Genomic DNA, 18484 nt, shown 5'->3' on the forward strand with positions numbered 1-18484 from the left:
AAAAAATCGGCTCAAACATGAAGAAATGAAATGACTGCGTCAGCCGAGAAGAATTTCCCCGCTTATTCGCACCTTCCTTAACAACAACATAAGTCCCATCAAAACATTCATCTTCGCCCCAAATTGCAGACGAGATAATAAAAGGGTCATACGAGGTGGGCTCGTATGACCCGCATTTTCCGCAGGCAACAACATTGCACTATCCATTCTAATATCCATAACCTTTGCATGCTCAAAAATTGAGCGGCGAATATTCAATCACATGTAAGAACTATGGCAAACGTTTTTAACGTTACTTAATGTAAGCTATGGATATATCAGTTTCATATCAACAAGATAGAGATGTAATCGGATGTTTTTAGGACGGTGCGAATGGAGTAATGAAATTATAAACGTGAGTAGGCTGATTATGATGAAGGAGCAATCAACTTGTTCGCCTCTTCCTTAGTCGATAAGCATAAAAAATCCGAAACCAAATCAAAAGGTTTCGGATTTTTACACATCAGGGGAGCGGCCTCTGGAGCCTTAACTGAGTGGCATTTGGCATATACGCCCCCTTTACTCATACTCAAATGCGGAACATACCGACCTGATTACTCAGTTCATCCGAAATATTTTTAAGTTGTTCAGAGAGATGACGTGAACTGTCTGCATCCAACGCCAGTTCGTCCGAGACATCTTTGACCGCCTGAATGTTGCGGCTTACCTCGTCGGTGACGGCTCGTTGCTCTTCGGCTGCGCTGGAGATCTGGGTCGCCATGTCGGAGATCTGGTTGATCGAGGTGGTGATCTGCTCCAGCGCATGGGTGGCGTTGTTGGCGTCATCCACGCTGTTCTGGGCCAGCTGCTGGCCTTCGTGCATGGTGCTGACCGCTCCCTGGGTATTGCGTTGCAGGGTTTCGATCATGCTGCGGATCTCGACAGTCGAGCTGTGGGTACGCTGTGACAAAACGCGCACCTCGTCGGCCACTACCGCAAAGCCACGGCCCTGTTCACCGGCACGCGCCGCTTCAATGGCAGCGTTGAGCGCCAGCAGGTTGGTCTGCTCGGCGATGCCCTGAATGGTGGAGAGGATGGTGTTGATCTCCTGAGCGTTTTTCTCCAGTTCCTGAATGATGTTGGAGGCCTGTTCCACCTGGGTGGCCAGATCGGTGATGGAGCGCTGGTTGCGGGCGATCACCTGTTTGCCATGCTCGCAACTGCTGGAGGAGCTGCGGGCCGCTTCGGCAGTTTGCTCGGCGTTGCTGGCAACATCGACCGCAGTTGCCGACATCTCATGGACCGCAGTGGCGATCTGAGTGATCTCGTTTTGCTGGCGAGCCAGCCCCTCATTGGCCTTCTCCGCCATGCTGTGGGAGGACTTGGCCTGCTGGTTGAGTTGGCCGGAGGAGTTGGAAATGTCCTGCACCATCGCATGGAGCCGCTCAATGAAGGTATTGACGTGTTTGGCAACCGCGCTCACCTCATCTTCACGCTCGATCTTGAGGCGGCGGGTCAAATCGCCGTTGCCACGGGAGAGATCGGCAATTGCCTCGCCCAGGGTTTTCAGAGGCGCTAGCGAGCTGTTGATGGCGACATAGGAGAAGCCAGCCACGATCAATATGGTGATAAGTCCCTGAATAAGTGAGGAGGTGACCATGCGGCGTACCGACTGGTAAGCGGTTTCGTCATCCACCATCATGCCGTAATACCAATTGGTGTTGGGGATCGCGTTAAAGTCAAAGACCTCTTTCTTACCGCTGATCACCAGCTCGTTGATCGTACCGTCATGAGCGATCTGATTGATGTAAGACGCGGTCAACTCGGGGGCTAGCGTTGTGGCGGGTTTCAGACTCAGGGAGGCATCGGGGTGGGCGATGATGGTGCCGTTGCTGTCGACCAGAATGGCGTAAGTCCCCTCGGTAGTGACCGTCAGAATATCCGAGATAAGGGCGCTGATAGAGACATCTCCGGCGATAACCCCCTGGGTGTTGCCACGCTGGAATGGCTCGGCGATGGTGACGATCAAACTGCCGTTAGAGACATCGGCGTAGGGCGCAGTGATGACCAGTTTACCGGCGGCAACTGCATCCTTGTACCAGGTGCGTTGACGGGGGTCATAATCGGCTGGCAGGCCGGAGGGGGTACTCTCGAGCATCTTGCCGTCAGCAGTACCGGCATAGACCCCCTCAAAGCCACCGGCATTCATGGCTTGGGCCAGATGGCTGATGGGTTCATCTTCTTTGGTGAATGCTTCCTTGGTGGTACTGACCATGCTGATGCGGGCATCGACCCAGTTGGAGATACCCTTGACGTTGGCCATGGAGCTTTCGTCAATGATGCTCCAGACCAGTCTCTGGGTTTCAGTGCGCAGTTGTGAGGTGTTGTACCAGACTTGCAGGCCGGTGATCACCAGGATGATGATCCCGATAGCCAAGACCAGCTTGTTTTTAATGGATAAGTTCATAGTGACATCCCTGTGAGCGTTAGTCTGAGTGTAGGAAAAAATTTAATTATTGTGGAATTTTAGTGGGTTATTGACTAAATCCGAAATTTTCAGCGAATCCGGGGAGCTGAGCCTCTGACTCAACCAACCTAGAGAGTCAGATGGGCAAGTCCCAACAGGAGATCCCCTGTCAGGCGACAAGTGAACTGAGCGGAGCTGTACAGATCTAGTTATCACCTGACACCGGCCTCAAACCGGTGTCTTGTTTACGCTACTTTAGTGCGCACTTCCTTCGGTATCAATTTCAGACCCTTTTTGAACATGCTGTAGGGAGTCTGTCCTTCCATCATCCTGCCCTGATGTGGCCGCTGGATGTTGTAGTGCTCCAGGTAGCTATCCAGGTCTGTCTGCATCTGCTCTCCCGACTCATACCAGGTTGTCCTCCCCTTGATACGGAAGTGTTCATCCAGCAGGGTACGATGTAGCCGCTCGATAAAGTCGTTGCTCTGCGGTCTGCGTACCTTGGTGGTCCGGTGCTCAATCCCCTCCAGTTGCAGGAACAGCTCGTAGGGATGATGGTCAGGGCGCCCACAGAACTCGCGCCCGTTGTTCGACAAGATGGTATAGACCCGAGCCTCATGGGCTTCGAAGAACGGCAGGACCGTTTCGTTGAGCACATGAACCGAGGTCACCGGCAGCTTGCTGGTGTAGAGCCGTCCCCAGGCGTGGCGGCTGTAGCAGTCCAGCACGGTTTGCAGATACACCTTGCCAACCCCTTTGAGCGCGCCGACGAAGAAGGTGTCGACCGCCACCAGTTCCCCGGTGTAGTGAACCTCAATTTGGCGTTCGCGAAACTCGGGGCTGAAGCGCTCGAGCAGGCGGATCTGCTCGTCATTGAGCTCAATCGTCTGTTCCCTATGGGTTTTCTCGAGGCGCAACAAGCGGTCATGCTTGGAGAGCAAGTCGTGACGTTGCCACACGCCACGCACACCGCCCGCACTGACGTTGATGCCTTGCAGAGCCAGTTCTTGCTCGACCCGCAGCGGGCCATGGGTTGGTCTGGTGAGAGAGTAATCGAGGATGGCTTGCTCAATCTCGGGAGCGACCCGGTTGGGATGAGCGCCTTTACAGCCGGGGAGTTTGTCGAGCAAGCCCTCGGCGCCATAGGTCTGGTAGTTACGGCGAATCTCGTAGAACTGCTGGCGGCTGTAGCCGATGAGCTTGCAGGCTTTTCTGACGTTATTGAGCTCTTTGGCGAGCTCTAGCAGGCTGAGTTTACGACGTGCTACTTTCTCGTTGGTGGTCATACGGTGACTCCGGATAACACGGTAGGGGTACCGTTTTGTTATCCGGTTTGAAGCCGTATGACCACTCCCTTTTGTGGGCAACTGTCAGGTGAATACCATCTCCATACAGACTGTATTTAAAAAATTTTGAATTATCAAAGTTCAATAGGTTGCCTATACCAACCAACCAACCAACCAACCAACCAACCAACCAACCAACCAACCAACCATTCATTGACTGAAATTATATATAGTAAGTTATTGTGTAACCTGTTTTTAGGTTGTTGGAATTTGTAAAGTAATCACCAATGTTTCAATGGAGTAACATTATCTAAATGTAATAATCAGTTCAACCAGAGGTCGACCCAATAATAATCATTGCAAAAATATATAATGCTGTATGATATATGGTTATAGCTTTAGCGAATTTATTTGATACATGCGGATTTTTGTTCAAGTCTGTAGTTCTCACTGAGCTAACTATGTGGTACATCTAGTATAAAGTGGTCGGACATTTTATATCAAAATGCTGAACACGGACTGTATGAATGTATCTTTACCCTACAATTGGGTAGATAATAATAGTTTATAGTGGTCATAGGCCATGTTATGCCCCAAGTGCTATCGTGGCCGCTGCGAGTTGTTCATCAAGGATGATGAGATGCTTTGGCGGTTTATGATCGATGACGATATTCCGCTGCTCAACAATGAGGCCGGGCGCTCGCTAGGCGTGGCTATGTGCTGAAGCACAAAGGGGGCTGCGGGGTATACTCACATCGTGGGGAGTTGTTTCGCCAGCGAATACTGTCATTGGTGGAGCTGGCCAAGCGAGTGGGGCGTTGTCCTCAGGAGATGCAGCGCGTTGTCGTCCGTGTCTGCATCGAGAAATGGATTACCCCATATCTGTCGAGTGTGTGCGTCAAGCTCCGGTCGGTGAACGATTAACATGAAGGTGGGTGTGGATTATACGAATGTTCAGCAAGACAAATAGTAGGAAGAGTAGTTCGGCATAAATAGGTAGTATGGACATCAGTGTTGTGTCCAAATAGCAGATTAATAATGAGTATTACACTTATGCATTGTGTTTGATGGCCACAGTTAATAAAAAAACCGCTCACCATAAGGGGGAGCGGTTCGGCTGGTACGATAGGCCTAATTATTTTAGGTTTTCAAATTGGCCGTTTGTCATGTCAATCTGGATATTCAGGTCTGGTACCGGATCATAGATAATCCCTTCACCGACGGTACCTAGTAGGCCATAAATTGGCGCCAGCATTTTATCGCCAAGGAGGTTGCTGAGATCCTTGCTAGGGTCCCACTCTTGGGAAAGCGTCAAAGTCTTAAGTTTGGTGACTTCGTCTGCCAATTCCTGTTTGCTAACATTATGTTTTTGGCCATATTCACGAGCCCAGTTTAAAACAAAGCGCATTTTATCATCGATTTGTTCTGAGTTCTCTTCATCACCATGGTAATGGGCTTTGAGCACCGCACCGATCAACTGGCTGAGGGTTGTCTTATACAGCTCATTCCAGGTAAGCCCTGAATCAGCTAACACATCTGCTTCAAACAGGGGTTGCCATTCCGAATCTTGACAGATAAATTTTTGGCAATTCTCACGCTTATAGACATCCAGCATGGTTTTGGCCACAGGTTTTTTTGTTAGTGAATTGTCAAGGATCTCCAGCAATGGTCCATCAATATCAACACCGAGTGCCGCGAAAATATTTTGGCTCAAACCATCGACCAAACCAACTAAATTTGCATCAGGAACTGATTCCATAACCGTTGTGTTGTCAACATCTGTGGTTATCAATTTGTTTTTAATATCGACCAATACCGAGCGATAAGGTGCGGGATAGCTCACTGAGGCACCTGTTTGAATATCATAGATCCAACTACCATCCTCATATTGACGTTTGGTAATATCATTAGCGTGGAAGTGACCAGTAAACACAATGTTCACACCTGCTTGCGCCAAGATTTTTGATATATACTCACTGGTGCTGGTATAGAGGGTTTTGCTCTTCTTACCAGTGTATGTGTTGGTAAATTCTTCTATATAGGTGGGTACATCGATACTATCATGAAATGAGGTTTTTTCACCATCGATGACATAACCAGGGATTAAAGCACTCTTGCTAGGGAAATGTTCAATAACACCAGCATGGTTCATTGCCAGCAATATCTTTCCTTGATCTTTGGCTTCCTGTGCCTGCTGTTTAATCCACTCCAGAGTGCTCAAACGCTCAGGCGTCAGCAGAGATCCGCCAGTTTTACTATAATCCGGACTATTAGCTTGCCAGTGCTGTTGCACATCTTTGATGGAGGAGGTAATGGAGTCTATTGCGAGGATTCGCACGCCCTCTGTTGGTTCGGCAACAAAGGAGAAAGAGTTAGGGTCTCGGGCAATGGCTTCATTAAAACCAAAATCTTGGTAGAAATTATCCCAGTTCTCCATAAACATAGGTTCGCCAGTGGTGTTAGTCATATGCGGCGCCATGCTGCCAGGGACAACATTCTGCTCATTTCCTTCCAGATAGACAGCTCCTTTGGCGGTCAGGGTTTGGGTCAGGGATTCTTTATAACCATAGGGGTTATTCATATCGTGGTTACCCGGCACCACATAGACTTTGATTCCTTGTTCTCTAGCACGCTGCAAGCTTGTACGTACTTTTTTATGGTTAATTCGTTCCCCATCCTTGGTCAAATCACCTGGTACTAAAATAACGTTGGTACCGTTTTTAATCATTTCTTGAATTGCATGATCAAGTAATTCTTGACTTTGCAAAAACGCCTTGCGGTCGCTACTAATAGCGGCTTGAAACATCTCGCCATTAATATCATCCCCCATACTACCATCATATAGATGTGTATCGGTAACAATCGAAATCTTTAGTGTTTGAACATTTTCGCTGTCAATATATTGGTCAGTTTGACTGTGATTGTCATTACAGCCTGCTAATAAAATGGAGCTAACTACAACACTCAATGCTAGTTTTTTAAAATGCAACATAATTACTCTTTGATGATTAATTTTGGTTTGGTGAGTGCGAGAATAAGACTGCAATCTTAAGTTTTTATTACACAGTGGAGTAGCGTGTTTATAACTGCCGATAAATATGAGTTACATTCAGCTCACAGTCAGCTTTGTAATTAGCGACGATGGAAAAAGTAACAATATTGTGAAGGCAGCGTATTCTGCTTGCAGATGGTCCCTCCCGTATTGCTTTCTGGCATGACCATAAAGCATCCGACACAGGCAGTTAACTCTCTGGCCCTCGAGCAGACCGACGAGTTCATAAATAAGCTGCCAGGCCGTATTACTAAGTTGGAGGATCGCTTCAACCAGCACAGCGGCAATTCTTCCGAGCCCCCTCCAGTGTCAGGACTGAAACTGCTCCGCCTGTTCGTGGTTTCTTACTATCCGCCTGTTGATTGCCCCTGCTGGGGTTGCAAGGAGTTGTCTCATGGTAAGCTTTAGCGGAGTGCATTAGGTGTTTGATACGCCCCAGCTTGCGCCGTGCGTATTCCGGTGAAGTTGAACAGTGATTCCGGAATCTGTGAACACCATTTCCGGAAAGTATGCGGACAGAGATTCTTCGAGCAGAAGCTGAGCTTTGAGGGGAGACATCTTTTCGACTCACCGAACAAGCCAGCAGCCAAGCGCAGCGCGGCAGTTGTGGATCCAAGACGTTGGAACAGGACGGTTCATCTGACATCAGAGTACGTGCTCTGAGGTGTCCGGAATCGGTGTACACGCAAGCCGGAATCAGCGTTCATTTTAAACCGGAATAGGTGTTCATTTTCGACCGGAATATGCACGCCGCAGAGGGTTGAGCAAGGTGGGCAACACCTCGGCATCATGGACATTTTCCAACGAGACTTCCGCCGTCACGATATCGTGGGTCACCGGGTCTACTGCCAGATGCAACTTGCGCCAGACTCTCCACCATGTTTTCTGATCTTCTACTCGCCTTCACCAAACACCTTCAACCCGGTTGAGTCGATAACCAAGACGGTAATGCGGCTTGTCGATAAGCCACCGTCACCGTGCGTGCTAGCCTGCTGACATAGCTATACCCGTTGTGAACAGTGGCACATTCATCAGCTCTAACAGGGCGTTGACAGTATAGTCCCTGAGTAGCCCGCATAGTGAGGTTGAAAATCCCCTTAACCATCAGGAAAGTGACGATGATCTGATCGGTGTAGAACTGGCTACGCCCGTAGTCCATGATTCTCTTGGACTGTTCTGTCAATTCGGATATGATTTGTCGTGGCTGACCAGCCAGACTTTCGCACGAGTCAAAATGGTTACTACTCTCAAGCCACATGATCTCAACCTCAAATCCTCACCTTGGATGGATTAAACGTGCGATGTATACCCCAGGGTAGGACTAGGAGATTGGATCATGACCATCAAAGCGTTCGTCCACACAACCCAACTTGAGCTCAAAGATGTACTAGGCATCTCCCTCAAACGTAGTCATATCTACGAGATGATTGCTGCGGCCTATGGCTACAGTACTTACGCGTTATTGCAAGCTGATGCGATTCTGCTCAGTAATACGAAATGGCAGGTTGCGTTGGATGTAAGTGCAATTGAGGCTAGAGCTAATATTCTGGGTATTAGTATTCCTGAGCTTATCGCTCAGAAGTTGGCCACATTGTTAGTGCAAGATGGTATTATAAGCCTACGCGTAAAAGAGATTTTGAGGAATCGCCTAAACGACGATTACATTACTCAGCTTTATATTAAGAGTAATCAACTTCCTCCTAATTCGACTACTGCTAGCCGCTTTAGCTCCTCAGACCATTATGCTGGGGAATTAATGAGTATGTTTAAACAGAATGAATTTAACTCGCCATTAGTACACCAGGGGTTGGTCCAGTTAAGTGCATTTGCAGACCGAAATGCTTCATCGTTCCCACAATACGAGCTTCATCAAGAGTTTTATAAACTGGCTGGTGAGTTTAATGATACAGATGTAGGCGGATTAGTTGATAATGATAGAGAACGATACTCGCTTTGGCTCCAGCACTTGAAAAAATCAGCTATGAGATTTGACATAGAGGCTATAGAGTTATTGTCAACCTATCGGCTTGATGTTTCTTTATATATGAATGAATTAAAAGACTACACGTATCATGAAAATGTAGCAGTCAAATGCGAAGATGCTAGGTATATGCAACATGCATATTACTGGTGGATTAGAGCTGCATTACAAGGGTCTATTAACGCAATGCACAAGTTGATTAGCAACTATGAAAAGGAAGACTTATATCGTTGTTGGATATGGGTACTTCTTGCAGAGAGTATTGGGTATGATCTCCTAAATGAGGTCGATACATCCACAACTTATGATATGCATGCGGGTAGTGACAAGCATACATTCACTATCCAAGGGCAGACTTTTCCTGCACTGACATTACCAGCTCTAGAGATGGTCTTGCATCACAAGGCTCAGCGAGTCGTAGATAAGCTATGTCAAGAACATTTTGATGATGGAATCGTATTTGAAGATCACGGCTCATATGACTAAGGCGGAATTAACTAGAAAAGATATTTTTTATCTTTTGTGTTGAGTTTTTATTTGTAATCGACAGCTGTCGACAGTGTGAGAGGCGTGTTAAAACGTGAAAATAATCATTGCCTCTCACGCACTACATTTAGATCTTGCTGAGTTAGGTGTGCTAATTACTTTAATAAAAGATAATTCACACAAAAGATGAGTGTTGACACACTATATTCTAGTAATTTCTTATTGTAAGTGCAATTTTCTTCCTTTAAGGAAAGCTAGCTCGAAGGAATTAAAAATCTGGATTATCTTCGCTGCGAAGCAGCGGAATGTTGAAATTCTTAAATTTTTTAATTGTTCTCAATAATAGTAAATGGACAGTTTTTCGATTTTTTCAAGTGGGGTAAATGAAAAAAGTTCGAAAAAAGATGAGGTTGGTTATTTTTGAAGCGTTCTTAAGGGGGAGTTAGCCTATCAGCTACCTCGCTCTAGGTGCGCACCCCATGTTGGATTCGTCCTACAAGTACTATTACTGCCTGAGCCCCTAAAGCTGTCGACAGCACCTCTGCTGGCCGTTTACCACCTAAGCCCCAAGCTGGGCGATGTAACCATGACAATGCTCTGGCGGTATTGTTTCTGTGGAGGAAGAGAACAGCTTCGAGTGCCTGTACAACGCCGTATACCCTGGCACCCTGCGAGATTGATAGGGGAGCCCCAATCCTCAGCTTGCGAGCAACAGTGTGGCGACTAATGCCTGCTAAGCGGCATATCAAACCTATGTCTGCACTCATCAATTCAGCCAGTCGATGAATGATGCCAGGAGCAACGCCAGCCACGATCCATAGATGTGCTCCTAGTGGGTCACGAGGAATACCAAGACCTTCTAGGAGACGGTTCGGAGTAACTGCGTCACTACTAGGATGATAGGTTGCATAGGGCATCATGTAGCACTCCTCATTGTACAAACACGACCTCTCATGAGCTATCCTACCCCAAACTGTCGTTTTGAGTGGAAAATTAACAACCAAATGCCCCTGCATTGAGGAGGGCTGATGACCGAGTTGGTCTGTACTGAACCAGGTTTAGGCATTGAGCTGGGGACTACTTTTCAGGTTCTATCGGAGAACGGCTCTGAATGGGAAATCCTGTTGGGTAATGAATACCGAAGGGTCAACAAACGCAGCGGGCGCGTTACAGGTTGGAAAACACCTCCAAAATTTGAGTGCAAAGACATCCAAAAATAACAAATGAGAGTTCAATGCTGGTTATGCCAGTAATAATGTTGACTAGCGGCTTCACCTTTCATAGAATCAAGGCACAGGGAGATTCGCTACCCTAAGTGCGAAGTTGAAACAAGGGAGAGTCGCTACCCTGAGTGCGAAGTTGAAAAAATGCTGAAACCCTGCCTCGTTGCGGGGTTTTTTGCTTTCTGGAGACATGGATGTGTAGTGGCCTAGTCATCCAAGACTTCCTCTTAAGTTAAGAGGGGCGAAGTGTCTGGATCCTCAAGGGGCAAATCTAAAATTTCTTATCATCGACTCATTCTGTGAGCCAATGATATTGTCCTATCGGCTCATTTCGTGAGCCGATCAAGATCATTCATCGGCTCATCTGGTGAGGTGGTCTCAACGCTAGCTACTACATAGATTAATTTTTTGGCTACACAGTTTCATAGAAGATTGGAGCCAGGTCACTAAGCAGATCCAAACGCAATTTAGCTCAGGATTTTTAAATGATGCTTTTTCGAATCATCTTGGTGCCAAAAACAGTGGAGCTGATGCTGGGATTGAGAGATAATTTTCCTGATATAAAAATGTGATACATGAGGATAAAAATGAACGATTTTTTGAAAATACTGATGAATATTCGTAGTCTGCGAGCTGCATTGCGTGAGTTGTCATTTGAGCAGTTGGTCGAAATCAGAGAAAAATTCGAAGAGATTTTTGCTGAGCGTGAGCAGCAAGAAAACAAAATCAAAGCCGAGTCTGCCGAGCGCCTGCAAAAGTTGGCAGAGTTTACCGAGATGTTGAAAGAGGCTGGCATCGATCCGAGCGAGCTGGTTGGTACTGCGGCTCCAGCGAAAGCTGATGGTTCAGCCAACAAAGCCAAACGCGCTCCTCGTCCTGCCAAATACAAGTATAACGAGGACGGTCAGGAGAAAACCTGGACTGGCCAAGGTCGTATGCCCAAGGCCATCGCAGAAGCTGTTGCGAGTGGTCGAGCATTGGAAGAGTTCTTGATCTAGTGCTGAGAGCCCATGCCTGTGTGGCATGGGCTCTTTCTAGCTACCATAGATATGTGTAGAGGTTAATTATGAGTGATAGCTTTCCTTATAGTCTTCCAATAATGGATGTGATCCGTCATGACTATGAGAGATTTAGGTTTGACACTCATAAATATACACATAAGGGATTGTTTACAGATGGTGATTTATTATTTGCTGTGATACTAGAAGTAAACAGTAACAAGGAGCTTCTAGAGGAGCTAAGTCAGCAGTATCATCATTTTAAAACAGCCGGAATTCCAGCCGCAAAAATTGTTGGGGAGATCTTAGATAGCTATAAGCCTATAGCGCTGCGAAATTCAATTGAGAAAAGTCATCTTCATGGTCATCCTATGAATATGCACGAAACAATTAATGAACTGAATTTGCATATTCCTAAAAAATATCATCCATTCTACGTTGATTTTAAGTATGGGACTAACAAGTTCCAGATTACCTTAAAATGTAATTTTACAGAAAGTGACAAGGAAGAAATTCAGTTGATATGTGAGTCTCTTGGTTATCAAGGGTATGATTACGTATTTATACACAATGATAGAATAAAGGACTACCCTGGCGAAGTTCACTATAAACCAAATCAAAATGGCAACTTATTATTGGCTGCTAGCGGACTGATTCATAAGCAATTCCCAAAAGAATTACTTGCATGCTATGAAGAAGATGAAGATTTTTGGCTTGAGAATCGACATTTTATTTTTAGTGGGAATCATTCTGATTCAGCAGCGAGTTACTTATTGCCTGGTTTTGATAAAATCGGAACACGCTGTTTTGTTGATGCATCAGTTTTCTCTCGTCTAAATATTAGGGTCTATTTGACGCTATATGAACAGGTGGTTATCGCATTGCCGCTTGAGCAGTCCAATGAGCATTTCTATGAAATGTTTAAAATTAATAGGTTTGAGTTGCGTGAATTGATTTTTCGTGGGCGATTATTATTTGTTGTCCCACAAAATCTAGCTAGGTATTCTCAATCTTTGCTCCTTGACATTATTTCAGTTAATCCTAATTCTATTATTTTCTCTAGACGTTTAGCCGCAGCAACCATTCAAGGTATCCAAGAAAAGAGTGGTGTTGTTGGGACTACTTTTTCGAGTGATGAGCAATATAATTTTGTTCACCACTGCTCTCGTTCTGGAAATCTAGGATTGCAGCGATTAGCGGATATGCTTTCGGCACAATGGCAATTCGGAGAGTATATTGTAAATAAAGAAGGCGCAGTAGGTGCACATTATTTGGGCCTATCTGAAATGGCCATAATGGGATTTAAAGAAAAAGGAAAAGACTATACTATAGAATTATCTAGTGCGAGCTCTAGCTACGAGTTTTCCCAAGGATTAAAAGCCCATCACTTTCCATTCGACTCTAGTGGCTACTCAGAGGTTAATGCTTGCCAAATAATTAGTGGCTTATATAACGGAGTTGTTAGTACATCACAAACCATACGAGAGTCTGAGATATCGACAATTTTGAGTAAAGTGTTTGCAGTTAATAATGACATGAGCGTACTGGAACTCGATGATGCATTATCACGCAGTCTTATTAGAACTCTACCAAAAATAATAGGTGAATTTTCTAGGCTTAGTGAGGAACAAAGAACAGAAAAGCTCTACTGCTTAAACAAAGAAATACAAAGGATTGAAAAAAATCAAACGAGAGTAGCATCTCTGGATTTTGCTGGTGCATTTATTCCCGCAGCTGCTGGGGCTGTAATGGAATACTCAAATGTTATGGGGGCTGGCTATATATCACTGGGTGGATGGGCGATTAAAGCACTTGAAATGTATACTCGCAACTCTGACTTAATAAACAATCCGGTATATATTAAGTTATCGAGTCTAAATCATCTAGTTTCTCAAGATGCTGTGATAGTGAAACATGTAAGAGATGCCTTTTCTACTGTTAATGGATAGCATTTTCTGCCAAATGGCCTAGCCATTTATTATAAGGTATCTGATGTCTATGAGTAAAAAATTTGAAGATTTAATCGAATCACAACCATTTGAGGTAGCTCAGAGCACAAAGGAGCTTGCCGAAGTGCTGAGAGTCCGTATCGCTCTGACCAAATTGCTTTCAAATCTCATGGCTGGTGATGTTCCTGAAATAGATCCCGATGTTCTCGATGGTTTATTGTCGCTCAAAAGGTCTGTTGAGAGTAATGACTGTCGGCTAAGTTTATTCGTTCATATGCCTGACGGAACTAATCATGGCGTCAATATTTAACTAAAGATCGTCATTGGTACGTTAATCGCAGATTTTATCTACCAAATAAAAATAACACCCCATGGCGATGCTTTTTCAAACTCCCTCGGTGTGCAAGCGGATCTGATAGCGTGTATTGCGTCCGCCACCAGGTAATTTCTCAATGCACCCCCTACCCACCAATTCGGCCAGATGGCGTGTAGCCGTCGCCTTGCTGACTCCGGTGACTTTTTGATATTGGCTGGCGTTGATGCCATTTTCAAAACCTTGTTGGCCGCCATCCAATAAACGGTTAATAACCTTGGTTTGCTCTGGACTCAGACCATCATGACAGTGCTGCAACCAGAAATGTTTTTTGGCAAGAGAACGCTCAATAACCTGTAATGCCAGCTCTATGGCGTAATCCAGTGTGTCGAGGAACCAACAGATCCAGGAGGTAATATCTAGCGAGCCCCTCTGCGCTGACTCAAGCGCTCGATAGTAGTCACCCCGCAGCTCTAGAATCGCAACTGACATGGCATACAGCCGGATGCTGTGGCTGTCAGCCTGTGACAGCGCGAGATCGGTCAATGCCCGCGTGAGCCGCCCATTACCATCATCAACGGGATGCAGGGTCACGAACCAGAGATGGCAAATCGCCGCACGAAGCAGTGGATCCATCGTGGGGTCATGCTGAGTCTGGTTAAACCAGGGGATGAACTCGGCCAGTTGATCGTCCAGAGTTGCTCTGGGCGGTGCCTCAAAATGCACGGTGGGGCGATCTACACGTCCAGAGACAACCAGCATCGGCGCATCTCCTCGCAACTGCCCTACATGCAGCCGCTTCACCGACCATTCGTTGACGGGGAACAACCAACGATGCCATTGGTAAAGCCGCTCAATCGTCAACGGCTGTCCATGATTGTCGATGGCATCCAGCATCATGGCCGCGAGCCCCTCTGAGCGCTCTGATACTGGATAGGACTGAGTTTGTGAGCCTCCTAACCGCCTATCCAGAGAGGAACGCACGGATTGTGCATTGAGGCGTTCGCCTTCGATAGCGGACGAGGCGATGATGTTAGCCAATAACGTGTCCAACGTTTGGTCGGGGTTCCCCAACCTGGAATGACGACCGATTAGAATTCCCTGCCTGCGTTGAACCTGCCGTAATCTGGGCAATATCTCGCTATCCCGCCAACGAAAATGGGGCCAATCTGCTTGTTGCCAAATCCAAAATGGTTCCATTATTTCCTCATCCAACGTGCTAGGGTCTCAATAATGAGCCGACCCAGCCCATCATTCGGCTCAACATCTGAGCCGAATATAACACATGCAGCAGACCAGCAGAGCTGGAAATGAGGATGGAGATCCAGGCTGAAAATCTCAGACCGGAGCTGACGAAAAACTGGATTTATTGCTGCTGTGTGGCGCTACAGCAACCAGTAGATAGACGAGGCGGGAAGCTCGTTTTCGTTTCGAATGGTTCTTGTGAGCTTGCAGCTTGCGCTGCATGAATCCACCCCCAAGATAATGCCGTTCGGTCTACTCATTCATATGCCTGACGATACTCACTAATATTGGAATGCCAGTCTAAGCCACCAGAAGAGAAGAATTGAACCACCGAGTAGATTGCCTGCGAGGTATTTCCAAGATCGATCTGACAAGAACAAAATCGCCCCCAGTATTGTTATCAAACCCCAGAGATAGGGCATGAGCAGTACATATAGGCCAGTCAGGGAGTATTCATCGTTAAACCAGTCATAGACAGGCTGAATGAACAGGATCGATGCATTCAAGAGGTGATAGAGCATGAACAACACGAATACCCATGTTCTCTCTGTCTTCACTGCTGCGCTCACTTTAGTTCCCCTTGGAATGGATAGCTGAGTTCAATGACGGTCAAAAATGGCTTGTAGGCAAAGCGCTTGTAGTGTTGAAGAACAAACCAGCTTCTGAAACCGGACGCCAGGCCCTAGAACTTGACTCTTCCGGTTGTGGGGTCAGGGCCAATGTCAGGATAATCGAGACCGAAGTGGTCATATAGCGTTACTTTGATCGTGCCCTTGTAGAAATCGCCAAACTTTTCATATGTCGTGATTTCCGCCTTGCCTGCCCAGACATCGTTCACCGCAATTGTGAGGCCTTGCACCTTATCTACCGCAGAGTTGAAGATGGGTAACCGAAAGCCGGAGGTCTTGCTGTATTGCTGCATCAAGTCACTCAGAACAAGCTTATTCACATCACCATCAACTTCGGCCAGCTTTGCCTTCACTTCCTTGATAAGGGTATCTGAGAACTTGATCGTGGTCGGGTGAGCTCGCGCTGCTCTCGTCAATGCTTGGTTCCGGTATTCACCCCCCTCAGATTTTTCGAACTTGGCGATCATGGCCAGAATGTTCATCTTCAAGTCACCAGTTGCAAACAATGTGGCCATGTTGCGGAAGCTACTAAAGAACACCTTGGGGTCACTCTTTTCGAGATCGCCAATAAAGCCGTCATCTCCCATCTTCCCTACGAACATGGGGATAGCCTTGATCTGCTCAGCCGTCATCGTACCATAGGTCATATCTTCGGCAGGGCTACCATCAACGTTCTTACCTGGCTCACGCTTCGACTTGTAAATGAGCACAGGCACATGATAGGTTGTGGCTGACGTTGTATCGGTTTTTGGCTTGAGAGCAGGAGGTATGGTTTCTGTTTTCGGACGCTCTTTCTCTGCCGAACCAAACCACATTGTTGGCTTGGCCTGGGCATATGCCGACTTGATGGCCTGCTCAAACCTGGGCGTCCCTCTCACCGAGATTTGGTCTCCCTGAATAGTACAGCAAGCAAACACATCAGATTGCATCCCCAATACGACCTTTGAACCATCATCAAGGCTTCCTGCCACAGGGCCTAGAATGCGCTTGAACTCGTCCTTGGTGAGTTGGCTGATGTCTCTGAGGTCTGGTTTCTGCATGTATAGAGGGCTCGATGAAAAGTAGTGAGAGGATCACTTTATCATCAATGCGCCAATCGAGACCATGTAGGCATTTTCTGAAAACGGCAGTTTGTGACGCTTTCTATCGATGGACGCGGGGGATTAATAGCTAATAGACAAATGCTAAGGATGGCAATGATGCTAATTGCCATCACTGTGAATAATTATAGGGAAATTTGGTTTTATCTGGGTAAAGAGATAATTACTTGGCAAATATATCTATGGCAGCAACTCGCGAATGTCACACCCCATTACTCTGGCAAGACGATAAGCCTTTTCCAGGGTGATATTAACCTCACCACGCTCAATTCGTCCTACGTAGCTTCTATCAATTTCGGCCGCATATGCGAGTGCATCTTGCGATACGCCCAATTGAAGCCGTCTATCACGCACAGCATCACCAAATTTTTTTGCTAGATCTTGCATGTCTCGCCTCTCACTGGCGAGCACTATCTCTGGTTGTCTGGCTAACGACCACGGATTATAATCCGCAATCGAGTTTAGATTTCCACTAAATGTTTTCGTTCGAGGCTGAGTATTGCTTATGAGCTCCCAGACTGTGTGGTTACCAACCGCGCTCTACACCGCACTCATTCGATTGCAGATGGATGACTTCACTGCGATAGGATTTGTAAATGCCATTTTTGGTGACAAAGCAGAATCGCAGATACGTAAGCGGCGTTATACCTTCATTTATCGGCATCTGATTAAGCTCGTAAATCAGGGACTTCTAAAAAGGAAGAACGTTGATGATGGGAGGCGCTTTTCTCATTTCATCAGGACTCCCAAGTTCGATGAAGTGCATTTCAAAGAGGAATTTATTGGGCCGGATGCGCTTGTAACGGAATCGGGTAAGGAGCGAGAATTGGAAGCGTATGAGTCTGTCTTGGAGGGGCTGAGTGCGAGAGCACAGCACTACCGTCAAGCGTTGCAGGAATGTGATTCAATGCTCACTGAGTACCAGGAGTTAAGATCCGACTTCTCCATATTGGATCTAGCGATTGAAAGGGCCATCAACCATACCGTTGCAGAAAGTCGCGATTTGCGGGGCAGGCTGGAGGCCGTGGAGAGGCTTTTGAGGGGGCTGATGGCGTTTAGAAGCGCCTCTTGATGTAACCGTTCAGCGTCAGGGGATTGATGCACACAGTTCGGAGTGAATGGGGTAATCCGTTTCTCGATGCGGGCTCGGATAATTGTATGCAGTCACTCTTGGGGTCAATGTCCCAAGTGTTTGGTCGTCTCAACCAACGAAAGTAAGCGTTGACGAAACAGCTCCCCACTCAGGGCGATAATAGCCACGTTGCGCAGTACATGGGCCCAGCAAAGCAGGCGCAGACTCGTGCAGAACTCCAGCAGGCGCTTGGCGACATCAATGCCACGCCCGTTGGCTGTCACAAAACAGACCGCTATCTTGCTCAGAGCCATACACACATAGATCCGATCGATAAGGTTGTCATGAGCCAACACTTTGCCGTGGAGGAGGTGATGAGGGCGTACTCATCCAAAGACCAATAAGGTCGTCATTGGTTGTCCAATGGGGGAGGGGGGGATTTAATTGAGAGGTTATAGAAGTAAAAAAGCCAGCTAATGCTGGCTTTTTTACTTCTGAAAATGGCGTCCCGTGCAGGATTCGAACCTGCGACCATCCGCTTAGCTTACCACTACAGCTTTCACTGCCACCCGAGGGTGTTTGTGGTCTGGACTATATCTTCACCCACAGCATTATCTGTTTGGGTGGAGGGCGCTAATGATGTATTCCGCAATGAGATCGCATTGCACCATCTAGTCTCTGCACCTTCTCTACACGCTTGTAGA

Annotated in this window: 15 protein-coding genes and 3 pseudogenes; 7 read left to right on the forward strand and 11 right to left on the reverse strand. The window is 46.7% G+C overall.

The window, feature by feature from the left end; genetic code table 11:
* Positions 1–568: 568 nt before the first annotated feature.
* The gene (locus G5315_RS18915; protein WP_100654373.1) at positions 569–2446 is read right to left on the reverse strand and encodes a methyl-accepting chemotaxis protein; all 1878 of its coding nucleotides are present in this window, start codon (positions 2444–2446) and stop codon (positions 569–571) included.
* 245 nt (positions 2447–2691) lie between these two features.
* Positions 2692–3732 (reverse strand): IS481 family transposase, encoded by a 1041-nt coding sequence (locus tag G5315_RS18920; RefSeq protein ID WP_376901543.1) that lies wholly within the window; start codon positions 3730–3732, stop codon positions 2692–2694.
* A gap of 580 nt (positions 3733–4312) precedes the next feature.
* Between G5315_RS18920 and G5315_RS18925 the strand changes: the two are divergent.
* Positions 4313–4661, forward strand: a pseudogene (locus tag G5315_RS18925) (IS66 family transposase); the annotation flags it as partial.
* Between the two features lie 206 nt (positions 4662–4867).
* Here the strand turns inward: G5315_RS18925 and G5315_RS18930 are convergent.
* The 3 genes from G5315_RS18930 to G5315_RS18940 form a co-directional block, all read right to left on the reverse strand.
* Complete coding sequence (locus G5315_RS18930; RefSeq protein ID WP_100654370.1) at positions 4868–6724, reverse strand: metallophosphoesterase family protein; 1857 nt, start codon at positions 6722–6724, stop codon at positions 4868–4870.
* A gap of 786 nt (positions 6725–7510) precedes the next feature.
* Positions 7511–7621: a hypothetical protein gene (locus tag G5315_RS18935; protein ID WP_376902966.1), complete on the reverse strand. Its 111-nt coding sequence runs from the start codon at positions 7619–7621 to the stop codon at positions 7511–7513.
* 79 nt (positions 7622–7700) lie between these two features.
* Positions 7701–8042, reverse strand: a complete 342-nt coding sequence (locus tag G5315_RS18940) for a transposase (RefSeq protein WP_421333710.1) — start codon at positions 8040–8042, stop codon at positions 7701–7703.
* A gap of 78 nt (positions 8043–8120) precedes the next feature.
* On the opposite strand from G5315_RS18940, the gene G5315_RS18945 reads away from it, so the two are divergent.
* Positions 8121–9251, forward strand: coding sequence for a hypothetical protein (locus G5315_RS18945; protein ID WP_421333712.1), 1131 nt, complete (start codon positions 8121–8123; stop codon positions 9249–9251).
* A gap of 464 nt (positions 9252–9715) precedes the next feature.
* Here the strand turns inward: G5315_RS18945 and G5315_RS18950 are convergent, their stop codons facing one another.
* Positions 9716–10267: an antitoxin Xre/MbcA/ParS toxin-binding domain-containing protein gene (locus tag G5315_RS18950; RefSeq protein WP_421333714.1), complete on the reverse strand. Its 552-nt coding sequence runs from the start codon at positions 10265–10267 to the stop codon at positions 9716–9718.
* Between the two features lie 12 nt (positions 10268–10279).
* Here G5315_RS18950 and G5315_RS18955 point away from each other — a divergent pair, with 12 nt between their 5' ends.
* The 4 genes from G5315_RS18955 (at position 10280) to G5315_RS18970 (ending at position 13731) form a co-directional block, all read left to right on the forward strand.
* Positions 10280–10471, forward strand: coding sequence for a hypothetical protein (locus G5315_RS18955; protein ID WP_033113929.1), 192 nt, complete (start codon positions 10280–10282; stop codon positions 10469–10471).
* A 590-nt stretch (positions 10472–11061) separates the two neighbouring features.
* The gene (locus tag G5315_RS18960; protein ID WP_194495203.1) at positions 11062–11472 is read left to right on the forward strand and encodes an H-NS family nucleoid-associated regulatory protein; all 411 of its coding nucleotides are present in this window, start codon (positions 11062–11064) and stop codon (positions 11470–11472) included.
* 68 nt (positions 11473–11540) lie between these two features.
* Positions 11541–13421, forward strand: coding sequence for a hypothetical protein (locus G5315_RS18965; protein ID WP_194495205.1), 1881 nt, complete (start codon positions 11541–11543; stop codon positions 13419–13421).
* A gap of 43 nt (positions 13422–13464) precedes the next feature.
* A complete protein-coding gene (locus tag G5315_RS18970) occupies positions 13465–13731 on the forward strand; it encodes a hypothetical protein (RefSeq protein ID WP_234915294.1) in 267 nt (88 codons plus the stop codon).
* 75 nt (positions 13732–13806) lie between these two features.
* Here the strand turns inward: G5315_RS18970 and G5315_RS18975 are convergent, their stop codons facing one another.
* The 4 genes and pseudogenes from G5315_RS18975 to G5315_RS18990 form a co-directional block, all read right to left on the reverse strand.
* Positions 13807–14634 (reverse strand): Fic family protein, encoded by an 828-nt coding sequence (locus G5315_RS18975; protein WP_245131266.1) that lies wholly within the window; start codon positions 14632–14634, stop codon positions 13807–13809.
* 66 nt (positions 14635–14700) lie between these two features.
* Positions 14701–14934, reverse strand: a pseudogene (locus G5315_RS18980) (DUF4172 domain-containing protein); the annotation flags it as partial.
* A gap of 610 nt (positions 14935–15544) precedes the next feature.
* Positions 15545–16648: pseudogene (locus G5315_RS18985) on the reverse strand (DUF3289 family protein).
* Positions 16649–16888: 240 nt separating this feature from the next.
* Positions 16889–17095 (reverse strand): helix-turn-helix domain-containing protein, encoded by a 207-nt coding sequence (locus G5315_RS18990; protein ID WP_080631368.1) that lies wholly within the window; start codon positions 17093–17095, stop codon positions 16889–16891.
* A gap of 118 nt (positions 17096–17213) precedes the next feature.
* On the opposite strand from G5315_RS18990, the gene G5315_RS18995 reads away from it, so the two are divergent.
* Positions 17214–17780, forward strand: coding sequence for a hypothetical protein (locus G5315_RS18995; RefSeq protein WP_421333717.1), 567 nt, complete (start codon positions 17214–17216; stop codon positions 17778–17780).
* A 104-nt stretch (positions 17781–17884) separates the two neighbouring features.
* On the opposite strand, the gene G5315_RS19000 is transcribed toward G5315_RS18995, so the two are convergent.
* Positions 17885–18094: a hypothetical protein gene (locus G5315_RS19000; protein ID WP_164091211.1), complete on the reverse strand. Its 210-nt coding sequence runs from the start codon at positions 18092–18094 to the stop codon at positions 17885–17887.
* Positions 18095–18484 lie beyond the last annotated feature (390 nt).

This window comes from Aeromonas sp. 603607, assembly GCF_049171595.1.
In the GTDB taxonomy this organism is placed as follows: domain Bacteria; phylum Pseudomonadota; class Gammaproteobacteria; order Enterobacterales; family Aeromonadaceae; genus Aeromonas; species Aeromonas veronii.